Source organism: Methylobacterium sp. EM32, from assembly GCF_040593685.1.
In the GTDB taxonomy this organism is placed as follows: Bacteria; Pseudomonadota; Alphaproteobacteria; order Rhizobiales; family Beijerinckiaceae; genus Methylobacterium.
This window is the reverse complement of the sequence record NZ_JBEXZS010000271.1, coordinates 1-19,140: the sequence shown is the minus strand read 5'-3', so window position 1 is coordinate 19,140 and position 19,140 is coordinate 1. Positions and strand designations below refer to the sequence as shown.

15 protein-coding genes are annotated in these 19,140 nt (G+C 70.6%); 12 read left to right on the top strand and 3 right to left on the bottom strand.

Going from position 1 to position 19,140, the window contains the following annotated elements; genetic code table 11:
- Window positions 1-163: 163 nt before the first annotated feature.
- Entirely contained in the window at window positions 164-1,117 is a 954-nt protein-coding gene (locus tag ABZT49_RS33785) for a polyphosphate kinase 2 family protein (RefSeq protein ID WP_355292925.1), read from the bottom strand.
- A 112-nt stretch (window positions 1,118-1,229) separates the two neighbouring features.
- Between ABZT49_RS33785 and ABZT49_RS33780 the strand changes: the two genes are divergently transcribed.
- Both ABZT49_RS33780 and ABZT49_RS33775 read left to right on the top strand, forming a co-directional pair.
- Window positions 1,230-1,823 (top strand): histidine phosphatase family protein, encoded by a 594-nt coding sequence (locus ABZT49_RS33780; RefSeq protein ID WP_355292923.1) that lies wholly within the window; start codon window positions 1,230-1,232, stop codon window positions 1,821-1,823.
- A gap of 225 nt (window positions 1,824-2,048) precedes the next feature.
- Window positions 2,049-6,134, top strand: a complete 4,086-nt coding sequence (locus tag ABZT49_RS33775; protein ID WP_355292947.1) for a Pls/PosA family non-ribosomal peptide synthetase — start codon at window positions 2,049-2,051, stop codon at window positions 6,132-6,134.
- Between the two features lie 251 nt (window positions 6,135-6,385).
- Here ABZT49_RS33775 and ABZT49_RS33770 read toward each other — a convergent pair whose 3' ends face one another.
- Window positions 6,386-6,775 (bottom strand): DUF3775 domain-containing protein, encoded by a 390-nt coding sequence (locus ABZT49_RS33770; protein WP_093570281.1) that lies wholly within the window; start codon window positions 6,773-6,775, stop codon window positions 6,386-6,388.
- 129 nt (window positions 6,776-6,904) lie between these two features.
- On the opposite strand from ABZT49_RS33770, the gene ABZT49_RS33765 reads away from it, so the two are divergent.
- The 9 genes from ABZT49_RS33765 (at window position 6,905) to ABZT49_RS33725 (ending at window position 16,138) form a co-directional block, all read left to right on the top strand.
- The gene (locus ABZT49_RS33765) at window positions 6,905-7,654 is read left to right on the top strand and encodes a sulfate transporter family protein (RefSeq protein WP_355292921.1); all 750 of its coding nucleotides are present in this window, start codon (window positions 6,905-6,907) and stop codon (window positions 7,652-7,654) included.
- Between the two features lie 266 nt (window positions 7,655-7,920).
- Complete coding sequence (locus ABZT49_RS33760; protein ID WP_355292919.1) at window positions 7,921-9,543, top strand: ABC transporter substrate-binding protein; 1,623 nt, start codon at window positions 7,921-7,923, stop codon at window positions 9,541-9,543.
- Between the two features lie 293 nt (window positions 9,544-9,836).
- Entirely contained in the window at window positions 9,837-10,790 is a 954-nt protein-coding gene (locus ABZT49_RS33755) for an ABC transporter permease (RefSeq protein ID WP_093570284.1), read from the top strand.
- Window positions 10,791-10,794: 4 nt separating this feature from the next.
- The gene (locus ABZT49_RS33750; RefSeq protein ID WP_109972203.1) at window positions 10,795-11,709 is read left to right on the top strand and encodes an ABC transporter permease; all 915 of its coding nucleotides are present in this window, start codon (window positions 10,795-10,797) and stop codon (window positions 11,707-11,709) included.
- Window positions 11,706-12,746: an ABC transporter ATP-binding protein gene (locus tag ABZT49_RS33745; protein WP_355292917.1), complete on the top strand. Its 1,041-nt coding sequence runs from the start codon at window positions 11,706-11,708 to the stop codon at window positions 12,744-12,746. The genes ABZT49_RS33750 and ABZT49_RS33745 overlap by 4 nt, the downstream gene beginning before the upstream one ends.
- An 8-nt stretch (window positions 12,747-12,754) precedes the next feature.
- Window positions 12,755-13,768, top strand: coding sequence for an ABC transporter ATP-binding protein (locus ABZT49_RS33740; RefSeq protein ID WP_355292915.1), 1,014 nt, complete (start codon window positions 12,755-12,757; stop codon window positions 13,766-13,768).
- A gap of 263 nt (window positions 13,769-14,031) precedes the next feature.
- On the top strand, window positions 14,032-14,487 hold the full coding sequence (locus ABZT49_RS33735; RefSeq protein WP_355292913.1) for a carboxymuconolactone decarboxylase family protein: 456 nt from the start codon (window positions 14,032-14,034) through the stop codon (window positions 14,485-14,487).
- 248 nt (window positions 14,488-14,735) lie between these two features.
- Window positions 14,736-15,071 (top strand): (2Fe-2S) ferredoxin domain-containing protein, encoded by a 336-nt coding sequence (locus ABZT49_RS33730; protein WP_355292912.1) that lies wholly within the window; start codon window positions 14,736-14,738, stop codon window positions 15,069-15,071.
- Window positions 15,068-16,138 carry a lysylphosphatidylglycerol synthase domain-containing protein gene (locus ABZT49_RS33725; RefSeq protein WP_355292910.1) on the top strand — a complete coding sequence of 357 codons (1,071 nt, stop codon included), beginning with the start codon at window positions 15,068-15,070 and terminating at the stop codon, window positions 16,136-16,138. Before ABZT49_RS33730 ends, ABZT49_RS33725 begins: the two co-directional genes overlap by 4 nt.
- Window positions 16,139-16,252: 114 nt before the next feature.
- Here ABZT49_RS33725 and ABZT49_RS33720 read toward each other — a convergent pair whose 3' ends face one another.
- Window positions 16,253-16,789 (bottom strand): ankyrin repeat domain-containing protein, encoded by a 537-nt coding sequence (locus ABZT49_RS33720; RefSeq protein ID WP_355292945.1) that lies wholly within the window; start codon window positions 16,787-16,789, stop codon window positions 16,253-16,255.
- Window positions 16,790-17,035: 246 nt separating this feature from the next.
- Between ABZT49_RS33720 and ABZT49_RS33715 the strand changes: the two genes are divergently transcribed.
- Window positions 17,036-19,140, top strand: a 2,105-nt coding sequence (locus tag ABZT49_RS33715) for an EAL domain-containing protein (RefSeq protein WP_355292909.1), incomplete at its 3' end; no start/stop codon positions are given.

The window sequence follows — 19,140 nt, the reverse complement described above, 5'->3', positions numbered from 1 at the left end:
GCCGCAGGCACGCCCAGAACCGCTGATGGTTCAGGATGAAGCGGGACCTTGCCTGTCCTATTCTGAGCGAACTGAGGTTCTGGATTCCGGGCTCCGCTTCGCGGCCCCGGAATGACCCGGTGGGTTTGACTTCGGTCGAGCAGATCCAGAGCCGGCTGCTGCCTCACTCCGGCACCGTGACCCCCGTCAGATCCGCCTTCGGCTCCGGGTAACGCGGGTCCATCGCCTCCAGCGTGTCGGCGATCAGCCGCGCCACCGCGAGGTTGCGGAACCACTTGCGGTTCGCCGGCACCACGTGCCACGGCGCCAGCCGCGTGCCGCACAGGGTCAGCGCGTCCTGGAACGCCGCCTGGTAGGAATCCCAGGCCTGCCGCTCGACGAGGTCGGCGGGGTCGAACTTCCAGTTCTTGGTCGGGTCGGCGAGCCGGCTCTCCAGCCGCTCCTTCTGCTCGGCCTTCGAGATGTGCAGGAAGATCTTGAGCACGGTCGTGCCCGAGAGGGTGAGCAGGCGCTCGAAATCGTTGATCAGGTCGTAGCGCGGGCGCCAGACCGCCTCGGGCACCAGCTGCTTGACGCGGACGATCAGCACGTCCTCGTAATGGCTGCGGTTGAACACCCCGATCATGCCGCGGGCCGGCGCTTCGCGGTGGTAGCGCCACAGGAAGTCGTGGTCGAGCTCCTCGGGGCTCGGCGTCTTGAACGACGAGACCCGGCAGCCTTGCGGGTTCACGCCCTCGAAGACGTGGCGGATCGTGCCGTCCTTGCCGCCGGTGTCGATGGCCTGGAGCACCACCAGCAGGCTGCGCTTGCGCTCGGCGTAGAGCCGCTCCTGCAAGGCCTGGATGCGGGCGCGCACCTCCGCGAGCTCGGCCTCGGCCGCCGCCTTGCCGTCGGAGGAGCCCGGCGCGTCCGGGTCGATCTCGACGAGCCGGCACGGCGCCTCGGGCCGGCACTGCACCACTCCCGGCGGCGGCACCGGCACGGTCGCGCCGTGCTCGGCGAGGAAGGCGGGGTTCGCCGCCGCCAGCGATCCGGCGGCGTTCGCCCAGGCGGCGGAGGACGGGCGCGGATGGCCCGGGAGCGAAACCGGCTTGTCTTTCGGGGGCTTCTTCGACATCGGGAGGTGGGGGCTCCGGCGGGGACAGCAGCGTGCGACGGATCGTGGAAGAAATAACGGCGGGCAACCGGGGCCGTTCCGAGAATCGAAGCCGTTCCGCGAGGTGTGGCCGGTGAGCCGTGCCCCGCTCTACTTCGTGCGCCACGGCGAGACCGACTGGAACGCCGAAGGCCGCCTGCAGGGCCAGCGCGACACGCCCCTCAACGCCAAGGGCCGCGCCCAGGCGGCGGAGGCCGGCGAGCGCCTGGCGCGCCTGCTCGGCGGCGACGTCGGCACCCTGCCCTTCATCGCCAGCCCGATGGAGCGCACCCGCCACACGATGGAAGGCCTGCGCGCGGCGCTCGGCCTCGATCCGGCGGGCTACACGATCGACCCGCGCCTGCGCGAGATCGGCTTCGGCGCCTGGGAGGGCCTGACCTGGAAGGAGGTCCGGCGCAGCGATCCCGCCCGGTCCCAGGCGCGGGACCGCGACCGCTGGGGCTTCTGCCCGCCGGGCGAGGGCGCGGAGAGCTACGCCATGGTGGCCGAGCGGGTGCGCCCGCTCCTCGACGCCCTCGACCGGCCGGCCGTCATCGTGGCGCATGGCGGCGTCGCCCGCGCCGTCATGGTGACGCTGGGCGCGGCGAACAGCGAGGAGGCGCCCCATCTCGAGATCCTCCAGGGCCGGATCCTGGTCTTCGAGGGCGGCGCACGGCGCTGGGTCTGAGCGGCCCGTCCCGAAGCCCGGACGGCGCCCGGGCCCAAGCTGGAGGGCGCCGCGTTTTGTGCCCGACCGTGCCTTGAACCGGCCCCGGTTCTCGTCCACCTCCCGCCTGCCCAAGATCGGGACGAACGCTGCACGAGAGCCCGCCTCTGGGCCGGTGCCTCAAGGTCAACGGCCCGCCCGGGCCAGCGGAGTCGCTTGATGAACCACACCGCCGGGACCGTCCGCATGCCGAGCCCCGGGACGCGCCCGCCGACCGTCCCGCCCGCAGGCGCGGCGGTGTTGCGCGGCCCCGTCCGGCCGGACCTGGTCCGCGACGAGGTGCTGGCCGAGGTTTTTCGCGACACCGCCCGCGCCCGGCCCGAGCACACGGCGCTGATCGACGCGGCGAGCGGCGGTGACGCGGCTTCGCGGACCCGCCTGTCCTATGCCGAGGTCGACCGGCGCTCCGACGCGATCGCGTCGGGCCTCGCGGCGCGGGGCATCGGGCCCGGCGACGTGGTCGGCCTGTGGATGGCGCGCTCGCCCGACCTCCTGGTGACGCAGATCGGCATCACCAAGGCCGGCGCCGCCTGGCTGCCCTTCGACGCCGAGGCTCCCTCCGACCGCGTCGCGGTCTGCCTGAAGGATGCCGACGCCAAGGCGCTGGTGACCTCGGCAGCGCTCAAGGACAAGGCGCCGACCGAGGCTTGCCCCGCCCTCACCCCGGACGAGATCGCGGCCCAAGCGAGCGGCCCGGCGCCGGATCTGCGCGCCGCCGGCCTGACGCCCGAGCACCCCGCCTACCTGATCTACACCTCCGGCTCGACCGGCGTGCCGAAGGGCATCGTCATCAGCCACCGCAACATCTGCCACTTCCTGCGCTCGGCCAACGACCTCTACGGCGTGACCGGCGACGACGTGGTGTTCCAGGGCGCTTCGGTCGCCTTCGATCTCTCGATGGAGGAGATCTGGGTTCCGTACCTGGCGGGCGCGACCCTGTTCGTGGCGAGCCCGGCCCAGATGGGCGACGCCGAGGCCCTGCCCGACATCCTGATCGAGGCCGGCATCACCGTCCTCGACACGGTGCCCACCCTCCTCGGGCTGATGACCAAGGACGTGCCGCGCCTGCGGCTGATCCTGCTCGGCGGCGAGGCCCTGCCCGAGCCGCTGATCGCCCGCTGGGCGACCCCGTCGCGAAAGCTGTTCAACACCTACGGGCCGACCGAGGCGACGGTCGTGGCGACCGCCGCCGAGATGAAGCCGGGCGACCCCGTCACCATCGGCGGACCGATCGCCAACTACACCGCCTACATCGCCGACGAGGGCTTAAACCTCGTCGGGCCCGGCGTGCAGGGCGAATTGCTGATCGGCGGCCCGGGCGTTGCCAAGGGCTATCTCGCCCGGCCGGAGCTGACGGCGGAAAAGTTCATCGCCAACCCTTATGGCGGCGACGGATCGGACCCGGTGCTCTATCGCTCTGGCGACGCGGTCTCGCTCGATCACGCCGGCCACATCGTCTTCCACGGCCGCATCGACGACCAGGTGAAGGTCCGCGGCTTCCGGGTCGAGCTCGGCGAGATCGAGGCCCGGATCCGGTCGCAAGCCGGCATCGCCTCCGCCGCGGTGGTGCTGCGCCAGGACGACGGCGTCGACCGGCTCGTCGCCTTCGTGGTGCCGGAGCGCGGCAGCGCTTCCCATAAAGAAGACGCGCGCGGCGCCGAGTTCGATCGCGGCCGGCTGCGCGCGGCGCTCGCCGAGACGATGCCGCCCTACATGATCCCGGCACATTTCGAGGTGGTGGAGAGCCTCCCCGTCCTCGCCGCCTCAGGCAAGGTCGACCGCAAGGCCCTGCGCGCCGTAGCCCTCGCGGTGGTCGAGCCCTCGGGCGAGCAGGAGGAGCCCCGCGACGAGACCGAGGCCGCCCTGCTGGCGGCGGCCCACAAGGTGTTCGGCAACCAGCCGATTCCGTTCGAGGCCGACTTCTTCGGCGATCTCGGCGGCCACTCGCTGCTGGCCGCCCGCTTCGTCTCGGCGGTGCGCGAGGTGCCGGCTCTGGCCGCCATCACGCTCCAGGACGTCTATAACGGCCGCACCTTGAGGGCGATGGCCGAGACCCTGATCGCGCGCACCGGCGGGGCGGGGGCGGCTGCCGTCACCCACGACCTGTCCTTCGCGCCGCCGCCGCTGCTCCGGCGCTTCCTGTGCGGCCTCGCGCAAGCGGCGGTGCTGCCCTTCGTGATCGCGCTCGCCACCGCGCAGTGGCTCGGCATCTTCGTCACCTACCTGCTCATCACCGGCGGCGGGCTCGGCTTCTTTGCCGAGATGGCGGTGCTGCTGCTGGTCTATATCGGGCTCAACGCCGTCACGGCGCTCGTCGCCATCGCGGTGAAGTGGCTGGTGCTCGGACGCACCAGGCCGGGCCGCTATCCCCTCTGGGGCACCTACTATTTCCGCTGGTGGCTGACCCAGCGCCTGACGCCGCTGGTCCACGTCAAGTGGCTCCAGGGCTCGCCGATGATCCGTATCTACCTGCGGCTGCTCGGCGCCAAGGTCGGCGAGGACGCGCTCATCTCCGACATCGAGATCGGCGCGCCGGACCTCGTCAGCATCGGGCGCGGCGCGTCCCTCGGCGGCCGGCTGACGCTCGCCAATGCCGAGGTGGTCGGCAACGAGCTGGTCATCGGCCGGGTCTCGATCGGCGACGACGTCGCCATCGGCACCTCCTGCGTCGTCGGCTACGACACCCGGATCGAGGACCACGCCGAACTCGCCGACCTGACCACCGTGCCGTCCGGCACCCTGGTCGGCCGCGCCGAGGCCTGGGATGGCTCGCCCGGCCGCAAGGTCGGGATGGTCGACGTCTCGCACCTGCATCCGGTGCCGGAGGCCTCGCCCCGGCGTCGCGCCGTGTTCTTCGTGATCTACGCGCTGCTCCTCGCCGCGATTCCCGCGGTCGGCCTGCTGCCGATCTTCCCGGCCTTCTACATCTTCGACCAGATCAGCGACACGCTGGCGACGCTGACCGACGTCGATTACCACGTCTACCTGCCGCTCCTGACCTGGCCGACCGCGATGCTGATGACCGCCGGCACGGTCGGGCTCATCGCCGGCATCCGCTGGGCGGTGCTGCCGCGCCTGCGCGAGGGCAGCTACTCGATCCACAGCGGCACCTACCTGCGCAAATGGGCGGTGGCGCTCGCCGCCGAGGTGACCCTCGAGACCCTCTCCTCGCTCTTCGCCACGGTCTACATGCGGGCCTGGTACCGGCTGATGGGCGCCGGGATGGGCCAGGGCGCCGAGATCTCGACGAACCTCGCTGGCCGCTACGACCTCGCCGAGGTCGGCCCGCGCAACTTCATCGCCGACGAGGTCGTCTACGGCGAGGAGGAGGTGCGCCGCGGCGTGATGGAGCTGGCGCCGGTGCGCACCGGCGCCCGGGTCTTCGTCGGCAACGACGCGGTGGTGCCGCCGGGCGCGATTATCCCGGACGACGTGCTGATCGGCATCAAGTCGAAGCCGCCGGCCAACGACCGCATGGCGCCGGGCGAGACCTGGTTCGGCTCGCCGCCGATCAAGCTGCCGGTCCGCCAGAAGGTCGATCTCGGCCAGGCCCAGACCTTCGAGCCCGGACTCTGGCCGCGGCTGCGGCGCGGCATCTTCGAGGCGTTCACCTCGTCGTTCTCGCCGATGCTGTTCATCACCTTCGCCATCCTGGCGATCGATTTCGTGTTCTACCCGGCGATCCTGGCCAGCGATTGGGCCGGCCTCGCCGTCAGCTTCGTCGCCACCAGCGTAGTGATCGCGGTGCTGCAGACGCTGGTGGTCATCGCCGTGAAGTGGCTGTTGATGGGCCGCTACGAGCCCGGCATGCACCCGATGTGGTCGTGGTGGGCGATGCGGACGGAAGCCGTCGCGGTGATGTACTGGGGGCTGGCCGGCAAGGTGCTGCTCGAGCACCTGATGGGCACGCCGTTCCTGCCCTGGGTCCTGCGCCTGTTCGGCACCCGCACCGGCGAGGGCGTGTGCATGCTCGCCACCGACATCACCGAGTTCGACTGCGTCTCGATCGGCGACTTCGCCTCGGTCAACCGGATGTCGGCGCTCCAGACCCATCTCTACGAGGACCGGGTGATGAAGGTCGGCCGGGTCGAGGTCGGCCGCGGCGTCAGCGTCGGCGCCTTCGCGACGGTGCTCTACGACACCAAGGTCGGGGATTATGCCCAGTTGCGCCCGCTCACCATCGTGATGAAGGGCGAGACGATCCCGGCGAATTCCCGCTGGGAGGGCGCGCCGGCGGTGCCGGTGGTGCACCAGGCGATGGCCGCGGAGTAGCGGGGAGATGGGATTTGGTCGGCGGGCTTCACGACCCTCCGACAGTCCTGCCACCCTGGATGTCATCCCGGGGCCGCGCAGCGGAACCCGGGATCCATAACCGCCGACGGTTCGAAATAAAGCGGAACGCGATCCGCCTCTTTCTCCGGCCTCAGCGGTTATGGATCCCGGGTTCTCGCCTTCGGCGAGCCCCGGGATGACATCGTGGGTGTCAGGTCCGCCAGCGCAGGTCGAATGCCGACGGAACGACCTCAGACCTCCGAGTTCAATCCCAACGCCGCCAGCCCCTCGTCGAGCAGATCGCCCACGTTCGGGATCCCCAGCAGGTAATCGGCCGTCCGGGTGCCGGCGGCCTCGCGCTCGCGGGCGAGGCGGACCGCGTCGGGAAACTCCTCCGGCTCCATGTCGCCGCGGCCGACGAACAGGATCGCCACCAGCTCGGCCCGCTCGTCGTCGTTGAGACCGGCGATCATCTCGCGCAACTCCTCCTCGGTCGCGTCGTCGGTGCCGTCGACCAGCACGTCGCGGGCACCGTCGTCGATCGGGTTCGAGCCGGAATCGGGATCGCTCAAGCCCTCCTTCACGTCGAGGGCCCGGGCCCGCAGGATGAACTCACTGACCTTGTCGACGGCGATGTCCATCGGTCGAACCTCCATTCCGCACACATGACGTTTGCTGCTGCCTCAACCCGCGAAGCGTGACGCGGTTCGCCCCTGGACGGCGAGGCCGTTCGGCATCAAGTGAGCTTTGCGTCCACCTCCGAGGTCCCGATGCTCATCAACGCCGCCTTCGCGGCCCTGCGGCAGGTCTTCTCCCGCCCGCTCCGCGCGATCCTGTGGAAGTCGCTCGGCCTCACGGTCGGGCTCCTCGCCCTGATCTGGTTCCTGCTCACCAAGGGCATCGCGGCGCTGATCGCCGCCCACCCGATCTCGACCGACTACGCGATGGTCAACGCCGTGGCGTCGTTCCTCGCCGGGGCCGGTCTGTTCGTCGGGCTCGCCTACATCCTGCCGCCGGTCTCGATCCTGGTGGCGGGCTACTTCCTGGACGACGCCGCCGCGATCGTGGAGCGCACCGACTTCCCGGACGAGGTGCCGGGCCAGGCGATGCCCTTCAGCCAGGCCATGCTCTACACCGTCCGGTTCGCGGGCCTCGCGCTCGCCGTCAACCTCGCGGCGCTCGCGCTGCTGCTCGTGCCGGGCATCAACGTCGCGGCGTTCTTCCTCGCCAACACCTACCTGCTCGGCCGCGAGTATTTCGAGCTTGCCGCCGCCCGGTTCCGGCCGCTCCAGGAGGCCGGCGCCATGCGGCGCTACCATACCGGGATCGTGATGCTCGCTGGCGCGCTGCTCGCCGGGCTGATGCTGATCCCTGTCCTCAACCTCCTCACGCCGCTCTTCGGCATCGCCCTGATGGTCCACGTCCACAAGGGCCTGAGCCGCGACCGGCTGCTGATGCCGCAGGCGACCCGACCGCCGGTGACGATGGACCGGGACCGGCTCGGCGTTGACCGGCGCTGACCCGACCATGGATCGTCCGGCGCCGGCACCACTGACGCACGAGGCATCATGGTCTCGCCCATCTCGTCGCCGACCGGCAGCTCGGTGCCGCGCAGGCCGAAGCCTGCCTCACATGAGGGCAATTTGGGCTGGATCGTTCGCCTTCGAATGAAGCAGCCCGGAATTTAGGCATTGTCGCTGCCTGGAATCCGGGCGCCCGGGAGCGAACGAGTTGGCAGGCCTCTTGCAGCCCCATCCCCGTCAATCACCGACGGGGATGTTTCACGATGCCGCTGCCCACCCGCCTGCCCCTGCGCCCGCTCGGGCGGACCCTGTCCGGTCTCGCCCTCGCCCTCGCGCTGGTGGGGCCTGCGAGCGCCCAGGGCGTGCTGCGCATCGGCATGACCGCCTCCGACATCCCGCTCACCACGGGCCAGGCCGACAATGGCGGCGAGGGCATGCGCTTCACCGGCTACACGGTGTACGACGCGCTCATCAACTGGGACCTCAGCCGGGCCGACACGGCCTCCGACCTGACCCCCGGCCTCGCCACCTCCTGGAAGGTCGACCCGGCCGACAAGACCCGCTGGATCTTCACGCTCCGGCCCGGCGTCACCTTCCACGACGGCTCCGCCTTCGACGCCAATGCGGTGGTGTGGAACCTCGACAAGCTGCTGAAGTCGGACAGCCCGCAATACGACCCGCGCCAGTCGGCGCAGGGCCGCACCCGCATCCCGGCTGTCGCCTCGTACCGGGCGGTCGACCCGATGACGCTGGAGATCGCCACCAAGACCCCGGACGCCACCTTCCCCTACCAGCTCGCCTGGATCCTGATGTCGTCTCCCGCCAACTGGGAGAAGCAGGGCAAGAGCTGGGACGCGGTGGCGAAGTCCCCCTCCGGCACCGGACCGTGGAAGGTGACCGGCTTCGTGCCGCGCGAGCGCCTGGAGCTGGTGCCGAACAAGGCGTACTGGGACAAGGCGCGGGTGCCGAAGCTCGATCGTATGGTGCTGGTGCCGCTGCCCGAGGCCAATGCCCGGGTGGCCGCTCTTCGCTCGGGCCAGGTCGACTGGATCGAGGCGCCGGCGCCGGACGCGGTCGCCTCGCTCAAGTCGGCGGGCTTCAATCTCGTCACCAACCTCTACCCGCATAACTGGACCTGGCACCTGTCGCGGGCTGAGGGCTCGCCGTGGAACGACGTGCGGGTGCGCAAGGCCGCGAACCTCGCGGTCGACCGCGAGGGCCTGAAGGAGTTCTTGGGCGGCCTCGCCACCCCGGCGGAGGGTTTCCTCACCCCCGGTCATCCCTGGTTCGGCAAGCCCACCTTCAAGGTCGGGTACGATCCGGAGGCGGCCAAGAAGCTCCTGAAGGAGGCCGGCTACGGCCCGAACAAGCCGCTCACCACCAAGGTGCTGATCTCGGCCTCGGGCTCGGGCCAGATGCAGCCGCTGCCGATGAACGAGTTCATCCAGCAGAACCTCGCTGAGGTCGGCATCAAGGTCGACTACGAGGTCGTGGAGTGGAACACGCTGATCAACATCTGGCGCGCCGGCTCGAAGTCCGACAGCGCCCGCGGCGGCACCGCGATGAACTACTCCTACCTGATCCAGGACCCGTTCACCGCCTTCATCCGCCACGCCCAGTGCAACCTGGCCCCGCCGAACGGCACAAACTGGGGCTACTATTGCGATCCGGCGATGGACAAGCTGTTCGACGAGGTCCGCACGACCTTCGAGCCGAAGGACCAGGTCGCCGTCCTGCAGAAGATCCACGAGAAGTTCGTCGATGACGCCCTGTTCCTGATGGTCACCCACGACGTCAACCCGCGGGCGATGAGCAAGAAGGTCCAGGGCTTCGTCCAGGCCCAGAGCTGGTTCCAGGACTTCTCGCCGATCACGATGGCGAAGTAGACGTCGAGAAATTTGCATTGGCTTGAACAAAGCCAGTGCTTCGACAGGGCTTCCCATCCTACCCGCGACCTCATCCTGAGGTGTCAGCCGATCGAAGATCGACTGACCTCGAAGGAGGCTCCAGGGACCGCGCCGACCTCTGGAGGCCTCCTTCGAGGCTGCTGCGCAGCACCTCAGGATGAGGTTGTGAGCAGGGCAAGCGGCACGGAGCAGGTGAGGAACCCTGGCGACATCGCGATCCCGCCCGGCCCTGGCCGGGCGGACCATGACCCCGAAGAAACCGGCGCCGCCTCATGATCCTCTTCATCCTCAAGCGCATCGGCTACGCCGCCCCGGTCGCCCTGGGCGTCAGCCTGGTGTGCTTCCTCCTCGTCCACCTCGCCCCCGGCGATCCCCTGAGCGCGATCCTGCCGGTCGACGCCACCGCCGAGATGCAGGCGCAGATGCGCGCCGCCTACGGCTTCGACAAGCCGCTGCCGGTGCAATACGGCCTGTGGCTCTGGAAGGTGCTGCACGGCGACCTCGGCACCTCGATCGCCACCGGCCGCCCGGTCCTGGCCGAGGTCGGCCGCGCCGTCGGCAACAGCCTGATCCTCGCCTCCGTCGCGACGCTGATCGGCTTCACCTTCGGCACCTTCTTCGGCTTCGTCGCCGGTTATGCTCGCGACTCCTGGCTCGACCGGGTGGCCTCGGCCATCGCGGTGTTCGGGGTCAGCGTGCCGCATTACTGGCTCGGTATCGTGATGGTGATCGTGTTCTCGGCCACCCTCGGCTGGCTGCCGCCGACCGGGGCGGGGCCGCAAGGCTCGGGCAACTGGTTCCCCGACCTCGAGCACCTGCGCTACATCCTCTTGCCGGCCATCACCATGTCGGTGATCCCGATGGGGGTGATCTCCCGCACCGTCCGGGCCCTCGTCGGCGACATCCTGCACCAGGACTTCGTCCAGGCGCTCCGCGCCAAGGGCCTGTCGGAATTCGGTGTCTTCCGCCACGTGGTGAAGAACGCGGCCCCCACCGCCATCGCCATCATGGGGTTGCAGCTCGGCTACCTGCTCGGCGGCTCGATCCTGATCGAAACCGTGTTCGCGTGGCCCGGCACCGGCTTCCTCCTCAACGCCGCGATCTTCCAGCGCGACCTGCCGCTGCTCCAGGGCACGATCCTGGTGCTGGCGATGTTCTTCGTCACCCTCAACCTCCTGGTCGACGTGGTGCAGACCGCCCTCGACCCCCGCATCGAGAGGGCGTGATCCCATGACGATCCAGACCTCCCTCGCCACCGGCGACCCCGTCGCGGCGGTGGCCGCCCCCGAGATCCCGGTCGTCGCGTCCCGCGGCTACTGGGGCAGCGTCCTGCGGCGGCTGGCCCGCGATCCCGTCGCGATGGCGGCGGCCTTCGTGATCCTGTGCATCGTGCTCGCGGCGATCTTCGCGCCGCTGATCGCCCCGATGGACCCGTTCAAGGGCTCGATGGTCCGGCGCCTGCGCCATGTCGGCGACGCGACCTACTGGCTCGGCTCGGACGAGCTCGGCCGCGACATGCTCACCCGCCTCCTCTATGCCGGCCGCCTGTCGCTGTTCATGGGCGTGCTGCCGGTCGTCATCGCGTTCTTCGTCGGCTCCGGCCTCGGGATCCTGGCGGGCTATGCCGGCGGCTGGGTCAACACACTGATCATGCGCGTGGTCGACGTGTTCTTCGCCTTCCCGTCGGTGCTCCTCGCCATCGCGCTCTCCGGCGCGCTCGGCGCCGGCATCCTGAACTCGATCGTGTCGCTCACGGTCGTGTTCGTGCCGCAGATCACCCGCGTCGCCGAGAGCGTCACGGTGCAGATCCGCAACCGCGACTACGTCGAGGCGGCCCGGGTCTCGGGCGCCCACCCGTTCACGGTGGTGCGGGTGCAGGTGCTCGGCAACGTGCTGGGCCCGGTCTTCGTCTACGCCACCAGCCTGATCTCGGTCTCGATGATCCTGGCCTCGGGGCTCTCCTTCCTCGGCCTCGGCGTGAAGCCGCCGGAGCCGGAATGGGGCCTGATGCTCAACACCCTGCGCACCGCGATCTACGTCAACCCGGTCGTGGCGGCGCTCCCCGGCGTGATGATCTTCCTCACCTCGATCTCCTTCAACCTGCTCTCGGACGGCCTGCGCTCGGCCATGGAGGTGCGCCAGTGACCGAGCTCGATCCCCGCGACCGCGGCGGTCCCGCGCAGCCGCTGCTGACCGTCGACGGCCTGGTGAAGCATTTTGCCGGCAAGGGCGGCCTGTTCGGCAAAGGACCTGCGGTGCGCGCCGTCGACGGCGTCGACTTCACCGTGATGAAGGGCGAGACCCTCGGCGTCGTCGGCGAATCCGGCTGCGGCAAGTCGACGACGGCGCGCCTCCTGATGCAGATCGCCCGGCAGGACAGGGGCGACATCGTCTTCGACGGCGAGCTGCTCGGCTCCCGCGCCCTCGACCTGAAGGCCTATCGCCGCCAGGTGCAGATGGTCTTCCAGGACTCTTACGCCTCGCTGAACCCGCGGCTCACGGTCGAGGAATCGGTGGCGTTCGGCCCGCGGGCGCACGGGCTCTCGGCGGCGGCCGCCCTGTCGCGCGCCCACGATCTCCTGCGCCGGGTCGGCCTGGAGCCGCGGCGCTTCGGCGGGCGCTATCCGCACGAGGTGTCGGGCGGCCAGCGCCAGCGGGTCAACATCGCCCGGGCGCTGGCCCTCGAGCCGCGGCTCCTCATCCTCGACGAGGCGGTCTCGGCCCTCGACAAATCGGTGGAGGCGCAGGTGCTGAACCTGCTGACCGACCTCAAGCAGGAATTCGGCCTGACCTACATCTTCATCTCGCACGACCTCAACGTCGTGCGCTTCATGTCCGACCGGGTGATGGTGATGTATCTCGGCCGGATCGCCGAGATCGGCCCGGCCGACGCGATCCTCGGGGCGCCGCGCCACCCCTACACCGCGGCTTTGCTGGCATCCCAGCCCTCGACCGACCCGGACGCCCGGCTGGAGGAGGCGCCGCTCACCGGCGACCCGCCGAACCCGATCAACCCGCCCCCGGGCTGCCGCTTCCACACCCGCTGCCAATTCGCGGCCGAAATCTGCCTCACCCGCGAGCCCGGCCTCGATCCGGTCGCGCCGGCGCATCTCGCCGCCTGCCACATGGCGGCGGCGGGCTCCGGCCACCCGAAGGCTCCCGAAGTCCCGATGGCGGCGTGAGGCTCAAGATGAACGCACCCCTGCGCAACCCCGACACCGCCACCACCGATGCCCTGATCGAGGTCCGCGACCTCACGGTCGATTTCCTCGGCAGCCGAAAGCCGGTCCGGGCGGTCGGCGGGGTCGATTTCTCGATCCGTGCCGGCGAGGCCTTGGCGCTGCTCGGCGAATCGGGCTCGGGCAAGTCCGTGACCCTGCGGGCGCTGATGCGGCTGCTACCGGAATCCCGCACCCGCATCGGCGGGCACCTGCGTGTCGACGGGCACGACGTGCTGAAGTTGAAGCCGAAGGCGCTCTCGGCCTATCGCGGCGGCACCGTCGCGATGATCTTTCAGGATCCGGGCCTCGCCCTCGATCCGGTCTACCGCATCGGCGACCAGATCGCCGAGGCCGTGATGCGCCACGAGGGCGTGTCGCGCGCCGCCGGCCGGGCCCGGGCGCTCGAACTGTTCGAGCGCGTCCACATCCCCTCGCCGGCCCGCCGGCTCGACGCTTACCCGCACGAATTGTCCGGCGGCATGCGCCAGCGGGCGATGATTGCCCTCGCGCTGGCCTGCCGGCCCAAGGTGCTGCTCGCCGACGAACCGACGACCGCGCTCGACGCCACGGTGCAGATCCAGATCCTGCTCCTGTTGCGCGAATTGCAGCGCGACCTCGGCCTCGCGGTGATCTTCGTCACCCACGATGTCGGCGTGGCGGTGCAGGTCGCCGACCGGGTGGCGGTGATGTATGGCGGCCACCTCGTCGAGGTCGGCGCGAGCGGCGCGGTGGTCGGCACGCCGGCGCATCCCTACACGCGCGGGCTGCTCGCCTCCCGCATCACCCCGGAATCCCCGAAGGGCGTGCGGCTCGCCACGATTCCCGGCTCGCCCCCCGACCTCGCCGACCCGCCCCCCGGCTGCCCGTTCGAGCCCCGCTGCGGCCTCGTCGTCCCGGCCTGCCGGGAGGGGCTGCCGGCGCGGGTGGCGGTCGGAGCCGGCCATGCGGCGCGCTGCGTGCGGCTGGGCGAGGCGGTGCCGTAGAGATCACAGGCGCGCTCGCTCCGCCTCGAAGTCGGCGGCTCGCCGTTCGTCCATCGCCGCGCCGCGCATCCTTCCCCCGCCGACCATATCCGCTGTCCCGATCGTTCGCTCTTCCCACTCTCAGGCACAAGACGATCAGTCATGCCCAGATGTGACATCGACCGCGCCGAGCGGAATTGCTGCGGGGCATGTCACATCCCGGCCGATCGACTCGTCATGGCTTCGAACGTCGACCTCTGACGTTCCGAGCATAGAGATTCGTTATGAGTGAGAACAAACGGCTGGTCTGGAACGAGGTGGCGCCGCAGGGTGCGAAGGCGCTCTTCGGCATCCACCACTACATCACCACGGGCACCGACCTACCCCACGAACTGATCCACCTCGTCTTCCTGCGCGTGTCGCAGATCAACGGCTGCGCCCACTGCATCGACCTGCATACCCGCGACCTGCTCAAGACGATGCCGTTCGAGAAGGTTGCACTGGTTCCGGTCTGGGCCGAGGTGCCCCACCTGTTCCCCGACCAATACCGCGCCGCGCTCGCATGGGCGGAGGAAGTCACGCTGGTCAGCGAGACGCACGTTTCCGACGAAGCCTATGCGGCTGCGAGCGCGGCCTTCACGTCCAAGGATCTCGTGGACCTCACGATCACCATTGCGGCGATGAACGCGTTCAACCGGCTTGGCGCGCCCTTTCGGCTTCCGGTCAAGGCAAAGGCCTGATCCGCTTCTTCGAACCATCGTCGCTCGGGCGATGGCAGTCTTCCGGGCTCCTCCAACAATGAGCGGACCGGCAGCTTTCCATCTGCTCCGGTCTTAGCTCATCGTCCTCGACTGTGCCGGTAAGCAGACCGTCCGAACGGCTGAGCAGGGTCGAAAGCCGACGCCGCGTTCATGCCGCGTTGCGCCCGCTCCGGCCGGCCGTTAACCACGGCCCCGGATACGGTGACGGAGCGGGAGACCGGGGCGCGGTGAGCAAGGCCGAGGTGACGAAACGCGGGCCGGCCAAGGCGGCGACCGCCCCCTTCGCCGAGATCGTGATGGTGTGCGCCAAGTGCGCCAAGCGGCAGGGGGTCGGCGCCAAGGCGGTCCGGGGCGGGCTGAAGTGCGCCCTCAAGGCGGATCGGCGCGGCCGCAAGGTGCGGGTGGTCGAGACCGGCTGCCTCGGCCTGTGCCCGAAGCGCAGCCTGACTCTCGCCACCGCCGGCTCCCTCGGTGCGGGCCGCCTCCTGGTGCTCGATCCCACCCTCGACCCCGCCGCGATGCTGGACGCCCTGCTGCCCCGGTCCACGGGCGACGCTCCGTGACGGCGGCGGGAACCGGCGCCGCCCAGGCCGGGACGCGCCCGAGCCTCGGCCGCCGCCTGCTGCGGCGGGTGCCGCTGCTGGGCGCCGCCATCGGCGTGGTGCTGGCCCTCTGGCTCGTCGCCGCCAACGACGTCGGCGCGGTGGCCGACGCCTTCGGGCGCGTCGGCCTCCTCGGCATCGTCGCGGTGATCGGGGTGCGCGTCGCGATCATCGGGCTGTGCGGGCTCGCCTGGGCCCGGACACTCACCGGCCTCGTCGCCGTGGCGGCCGGGCCGTTCGTGTTGCTGCGCTTCGTGCGCGAGGGCGTCAACGTGCTCCTGCCCGTCGCCTCGGTCGGCGGCGAGGTTCTGGGCGCGCGCCTCCTCACCTTCTGGGGCGTCACCGGCGCGGCGAGCGCCGCCGGCATCCTGGTCGACATGTTCTTCCAGGTCGTCACCCAGGCCCTGTTCGCGCTGACCGGCGTCGTGCTGCTGTCGCAACTCGAGGGCGAGCAGGCCGCGACGCTCGCCGCCTGGTGCGCCAAGGGTCTGGCGCTCAGCGGCGTCGTGCTGGCCGCCTTCTTCGCCGTGCAGCGCTATGGCGGCGCCGCCTTCGTCGAGCGCCGGGTGTCGATGCTGGCCCGCCGCTTCGCCGCCGAGGGTGGGACGGCGCCGGCCGGCGGCGGCGTGCAGGCCGCCCTCGACGCGGTCTGGGACCGTCGGCGCTGGCTGCCCCTCGGCCAGGGCTTCCTGCTCCACCTCGCGGCCTGGTTCCTCGGCGCCCTGGAGATCTGGATCGCCCTGCGCTGCATCGGCATAGAGGGCGTGACCCTCGCCGAGGCGGTGGTGCTCGAATCCTTGAGCCAGGCGATCAAGTCCGCCGCCTTCCCGGTCCCGAGCGGGCTCGGTGTGCAGGAGGGTGGCTTCGTGCTCCTCGGCAGCCTGTTCGGCATCGATCCCCACACCGCGCTCGCCCTCTCGCTGGTCAAGCGGGTGCCGGACGTGGTGCTGGGCCTGCCGGCACTGATGGCCTGGCAGACGATCGAGGCCCGGCGCGGGCTGATGGTGAAGGCGCCGCCGGCGGTTTAGGAATCCAGTAGCCCGTTCGGCCGCGTTCCTACCCTCGTCCCATCCACGACCTCAGGATGAGGTCGTGGATGGGAAGAAGGGACGCCAAGACGGTTCGCAAATCCCCGGGAAGCCTCAACCTGCCATCGCCCGAGCCAGCACACCCGGGGTATCCGGCGCGTTCATCGCGCGGGCGGCGCTCTCGGCGGTATGGCCGCTCGCGTCCTGCCGGCCGGGATCGGCGCCGCGGGCGAGCAGCGTCTCCACCATCTCGACGCGGTTGAACATCGCTGCCGTCATCAGGGCGGTGCGCCCGTCCGGCCCGGCGCCGTCGATGGCGGCCCCGCCGTCGAGGAGGGCAAGCACCACCGGCATCGCGCCCTTGAACGCCGCCGCGGCGAGCGGCGTCTGGCCGCGGTCGTTGGCGATTTCCGGATCGGCCTTGTGCGCCATCAGCACGGCCACCGTCTCGACGTGGCCGTGATAGGCCGCGAGCATCAGCAGCGTGTCGCCCTTGTCGTTGCGCAGGTTCGGCGGCAGGCCTATGCCCAGCAACTCGCCCAGCTCCGCGTGGTGGCCGAGGCGGGCATACTGGAAGACCCGGCCCGCGAAGGCGATCGTGTCCTCGTCCAGCATCGGCCGCGCCGGGGCGCCGGGCTCCTCGTTCTGCATCGCGCTCACGTCCGTTCCTTCTCGAAGACCGATATCGGGCGACGGCTCCGGCCTGCCAAGGCCCGCGCCGAGAGGGCCTGGACCGGAAACTTGCCGAGGCGGAGCCGGGATCCGCGGCCGGGCCGATTAGGAACAAATTCACTACGCGGCACGGAAACGACCGGGACGGACAAGAGACGACATGGATGTTCATCACCCTCGGTGCATGTGTTCGACCACAGAGAGCCCGAGCATGGGACGCCGATCGTGACCGCCCTCTACGATTGTATTACTGGAAATCACGACCTTAAGTTGGTTTTGCTCGCGGCGGTTGTATGCAACCTTGCCGCAGCGACCAGCCTGGCGCTCCTCGACCATGCCCGCGTCAATGCCGGCCGGGAGCGCCGGCTGTGGCTCGCCACCGCCGCCTTGGCGGGCGGGACCGGGATCTGGGCGACGCATTTCATCGCCATGCTGGCCTTCTCCCCCGGCATCCCCTCCGCCTACGACCTCGGCCTGACCGGTTTGTCACTGCTGATCGGGATCGGCATGGCGGGTGCGGGCTTCTGGATCGCCCTGCGCCCGGGCCTGCCCGGGGCGGCCTGGCTCGGCGGCGCGCAGATCGGCCTCGGCGTCGGCGCCATGCACTTCACCGGCATGGCGGCCTTCGAGGTGGCCGGCCGCATCGTCTGGGATCCCGGCCTCGTCCTGGCCGCGCTCGCGGCGGGCGCGGGTCTCGGCAGCCTCGCTCTCGCCACCACCCTGCGGGCGGCGTCCGTCGGGGTGAAGCTCGCCGGGGCCGGTCTGATGGTGGCGGGCATCTGCGGCCTGCACTTCACCGCGATGAGCGCGGCGGTGATCGTGCCGGACCCGTCCGTCGCCGTGTCGGGCACGGCGGTGCCGGCAGCGATCCTCGCCGTGGCGGTAGCGCTCGCCAGCATCACGATCCTGGTCCTGGCCTTCGCCGGGCTGTGGCTGCACCTGCGCGACGAGCGCCGCTCGGTGCTCGAGGGCGACCGGATGCGGGGGCTCGCCAACGCCGCCGCCGAGGGGCTGGTGGTCTGCGACGGCGACCGGGTCGTCACCGTCAACGACAGCTTCGCCGAACTCGTCGGCCTTACCCCCGAGGCGCTCACCGGCGCGGCCTTGTCGGACATCCTCGCCGAGCCGGCCGCGACCGACGCCGCGGAGGCGCCCGAGGCGCAGCTGCGCCGGCAGGACGGCGGCCTGGTGCCGGTCGAGGTGATTCGCCGGGTCATCGATTTCGCCGGCCGGCCGCACGCCGCCCTGGCGGTGCGCGACCTGCGGGCGCGCAAGCGCGCCGAGGCGCGGATCGCCTACCTCGCCCACCACGACGCCCTGACGGGGGCGCCGAACCGCAACAGCTTCAACGCCCGGCTGGCCCAGGAGCTCGCGCTCGCAGAGGCTGCTGGCCGGCCGCTGGCGGTGCTCTGCGCCGATCTCGACCGGTTCAAGGAGGTCAACGACCTGTTCGGCCACGCCGCCGGCGACGGCCTGCTGCGGGCGGTTTGCGCGGCGATCACCGCCGTGCTCGGCCGCGGCCAGATGCTGGCGCGGCTCGGCGGCGACGAGTTCGCCGTGCTGGCGCCGAACCTCGACGCCGCCGGCGCCGAGGCCCTCGGCGAGGCGATCCTGGCGGCGCTCCGCCAGGCCGAGACCGGGCCGGCCGGGGCGATCGCGGCGGCGAGCCTCGGCATCGCGGTCTTCCCGCATGACGGCACCGAGGCCGAGACCCTGATGATCCAGGCCGACACCGCCCTCTACCGCGCCAAGCAGGAGGGCCGCGGCCGCCTGCGCTTCTACGAGGCGCGGATGGGCGTGCAGGTCCGCGAGCGGCGCCAGATCGAGCACGACCTGCGCCACGCCGTCGAGCGGGGGGAGTTCAGGATCGTCTACCAGCCCCAGACCCGCATCGATACCGGCGAGGCGGTGGGCTTCGAGGCGCTGCTGCGCTGGCACCATCCGGAGCGCGGCACCATCCCGCCCGATCTGTTCATCCCGATCTCGGAGGAGACCGGCAGCATCCTGCAGATCGGCGAGTGGGTCCTGCGCGAGACCTGCCGCGAGGCCGCCGCCTGGGACAAACCCCTGCGCATCGCCGTCAACGTCTCGGCGGTGCAGCTCCACGCCCCGGGTTTTTCGGAATTGGTGCACGAGGTGCTGTTCACCACCGGGCTCGCGCCCGCCCGCCTCGAGCTCGAGATCACCGAGACCGCGCTGATCCGCGACCTGCCGCGGGCGCTCGCCACCCTGCGGCGGGTCAAGGCGATGGGGGTGCGGATCGCGATGGACGATTTCGGCACCGGCTACTCGTCGCTGTCGAACCTGCGCGCCTTCCCGTTCGACAAGAT

What these genes read in the sequence shown, in the direction of transcription:
- ABZT49_RS33750 (WP_109972203.1), top strand. Translation starts at nt 10,795, where the DNA reads ATGACGATCCAGACCTCCCTCGCCACCGGCGACCCCGTCGCGGCGGTG.
- ABZT49_RS33760 (WP_355292919.1), top strand. Translation starts at nt 7,921, where the DNA reads ATGCCGCTGCCCACCCGCCTGCCCCTGCGCCCGCTCGGGCGGACCCTG.
- ABZT49_RS33740 (WP_355292915.1), top strand. Translation starts at nt 12,755, where the DNA reads ATGAACGCACCCCTGCGCAACCCCGACACCGCCACCACCGATGCCCTG.
- ABZT49_RS33755 (WP_093570284.1), top strand. Translation starts at nt 9,837, where the DNA reads ATGATCCTCTTCATCCTCAAGCGCATCGGCTACGCCGCCCCGGTCGCC.
- ABZT49_RS33765 (WP_355292921.1), top strand. Translation starts at nt 6,905, where the DNA reads ATGCTCATCAACGCCGCCTTCGCGGCCCTGCGGCAGGTCTTCTCCCGC.
- ABZT49_RS33720 (WP_355292945.1), bottom strand. Translation starts at nt 16,789, where the DNA reads ATGCAGAACGAGGAGCCCGGCGCCCCGGCGCGGCCGATGCTGGACGAG.
- ABZT49_RS33775 (WP_355292947.1), top strand. Translation starts at nt 2,049, where the DNA reads ATGCCGAGCCCCGGGACGCGCCCGCCGACCGTCCCGCCCGCAGGCGCG.
- ABZT49_RS33770 (WP_093570281.1), bottom strand. Translation starts at nt 6,775, where the DNA reads ATGGACATCGCCGTCGACAAGGTCAGTGAGTTCATCCTGCGGGCCCGG.
- ABZT49_RS33735 (WP_355292913.1), top strand. Translation starts at nt 14,032, where the DNA reads ATGAGTGAGAACAAACGGCTGGTCTGGAACGAGGTGGCGCCGCAGGGT.
- ABZT49_RS33785 (WP_355292925.1), bottom strand. Translation starts at nt 1,117, where the DNA reads ATGTCGAAGAAGCCCCCGAAAGACAAGCCGGTTTCGCTCCCGGGCCAT.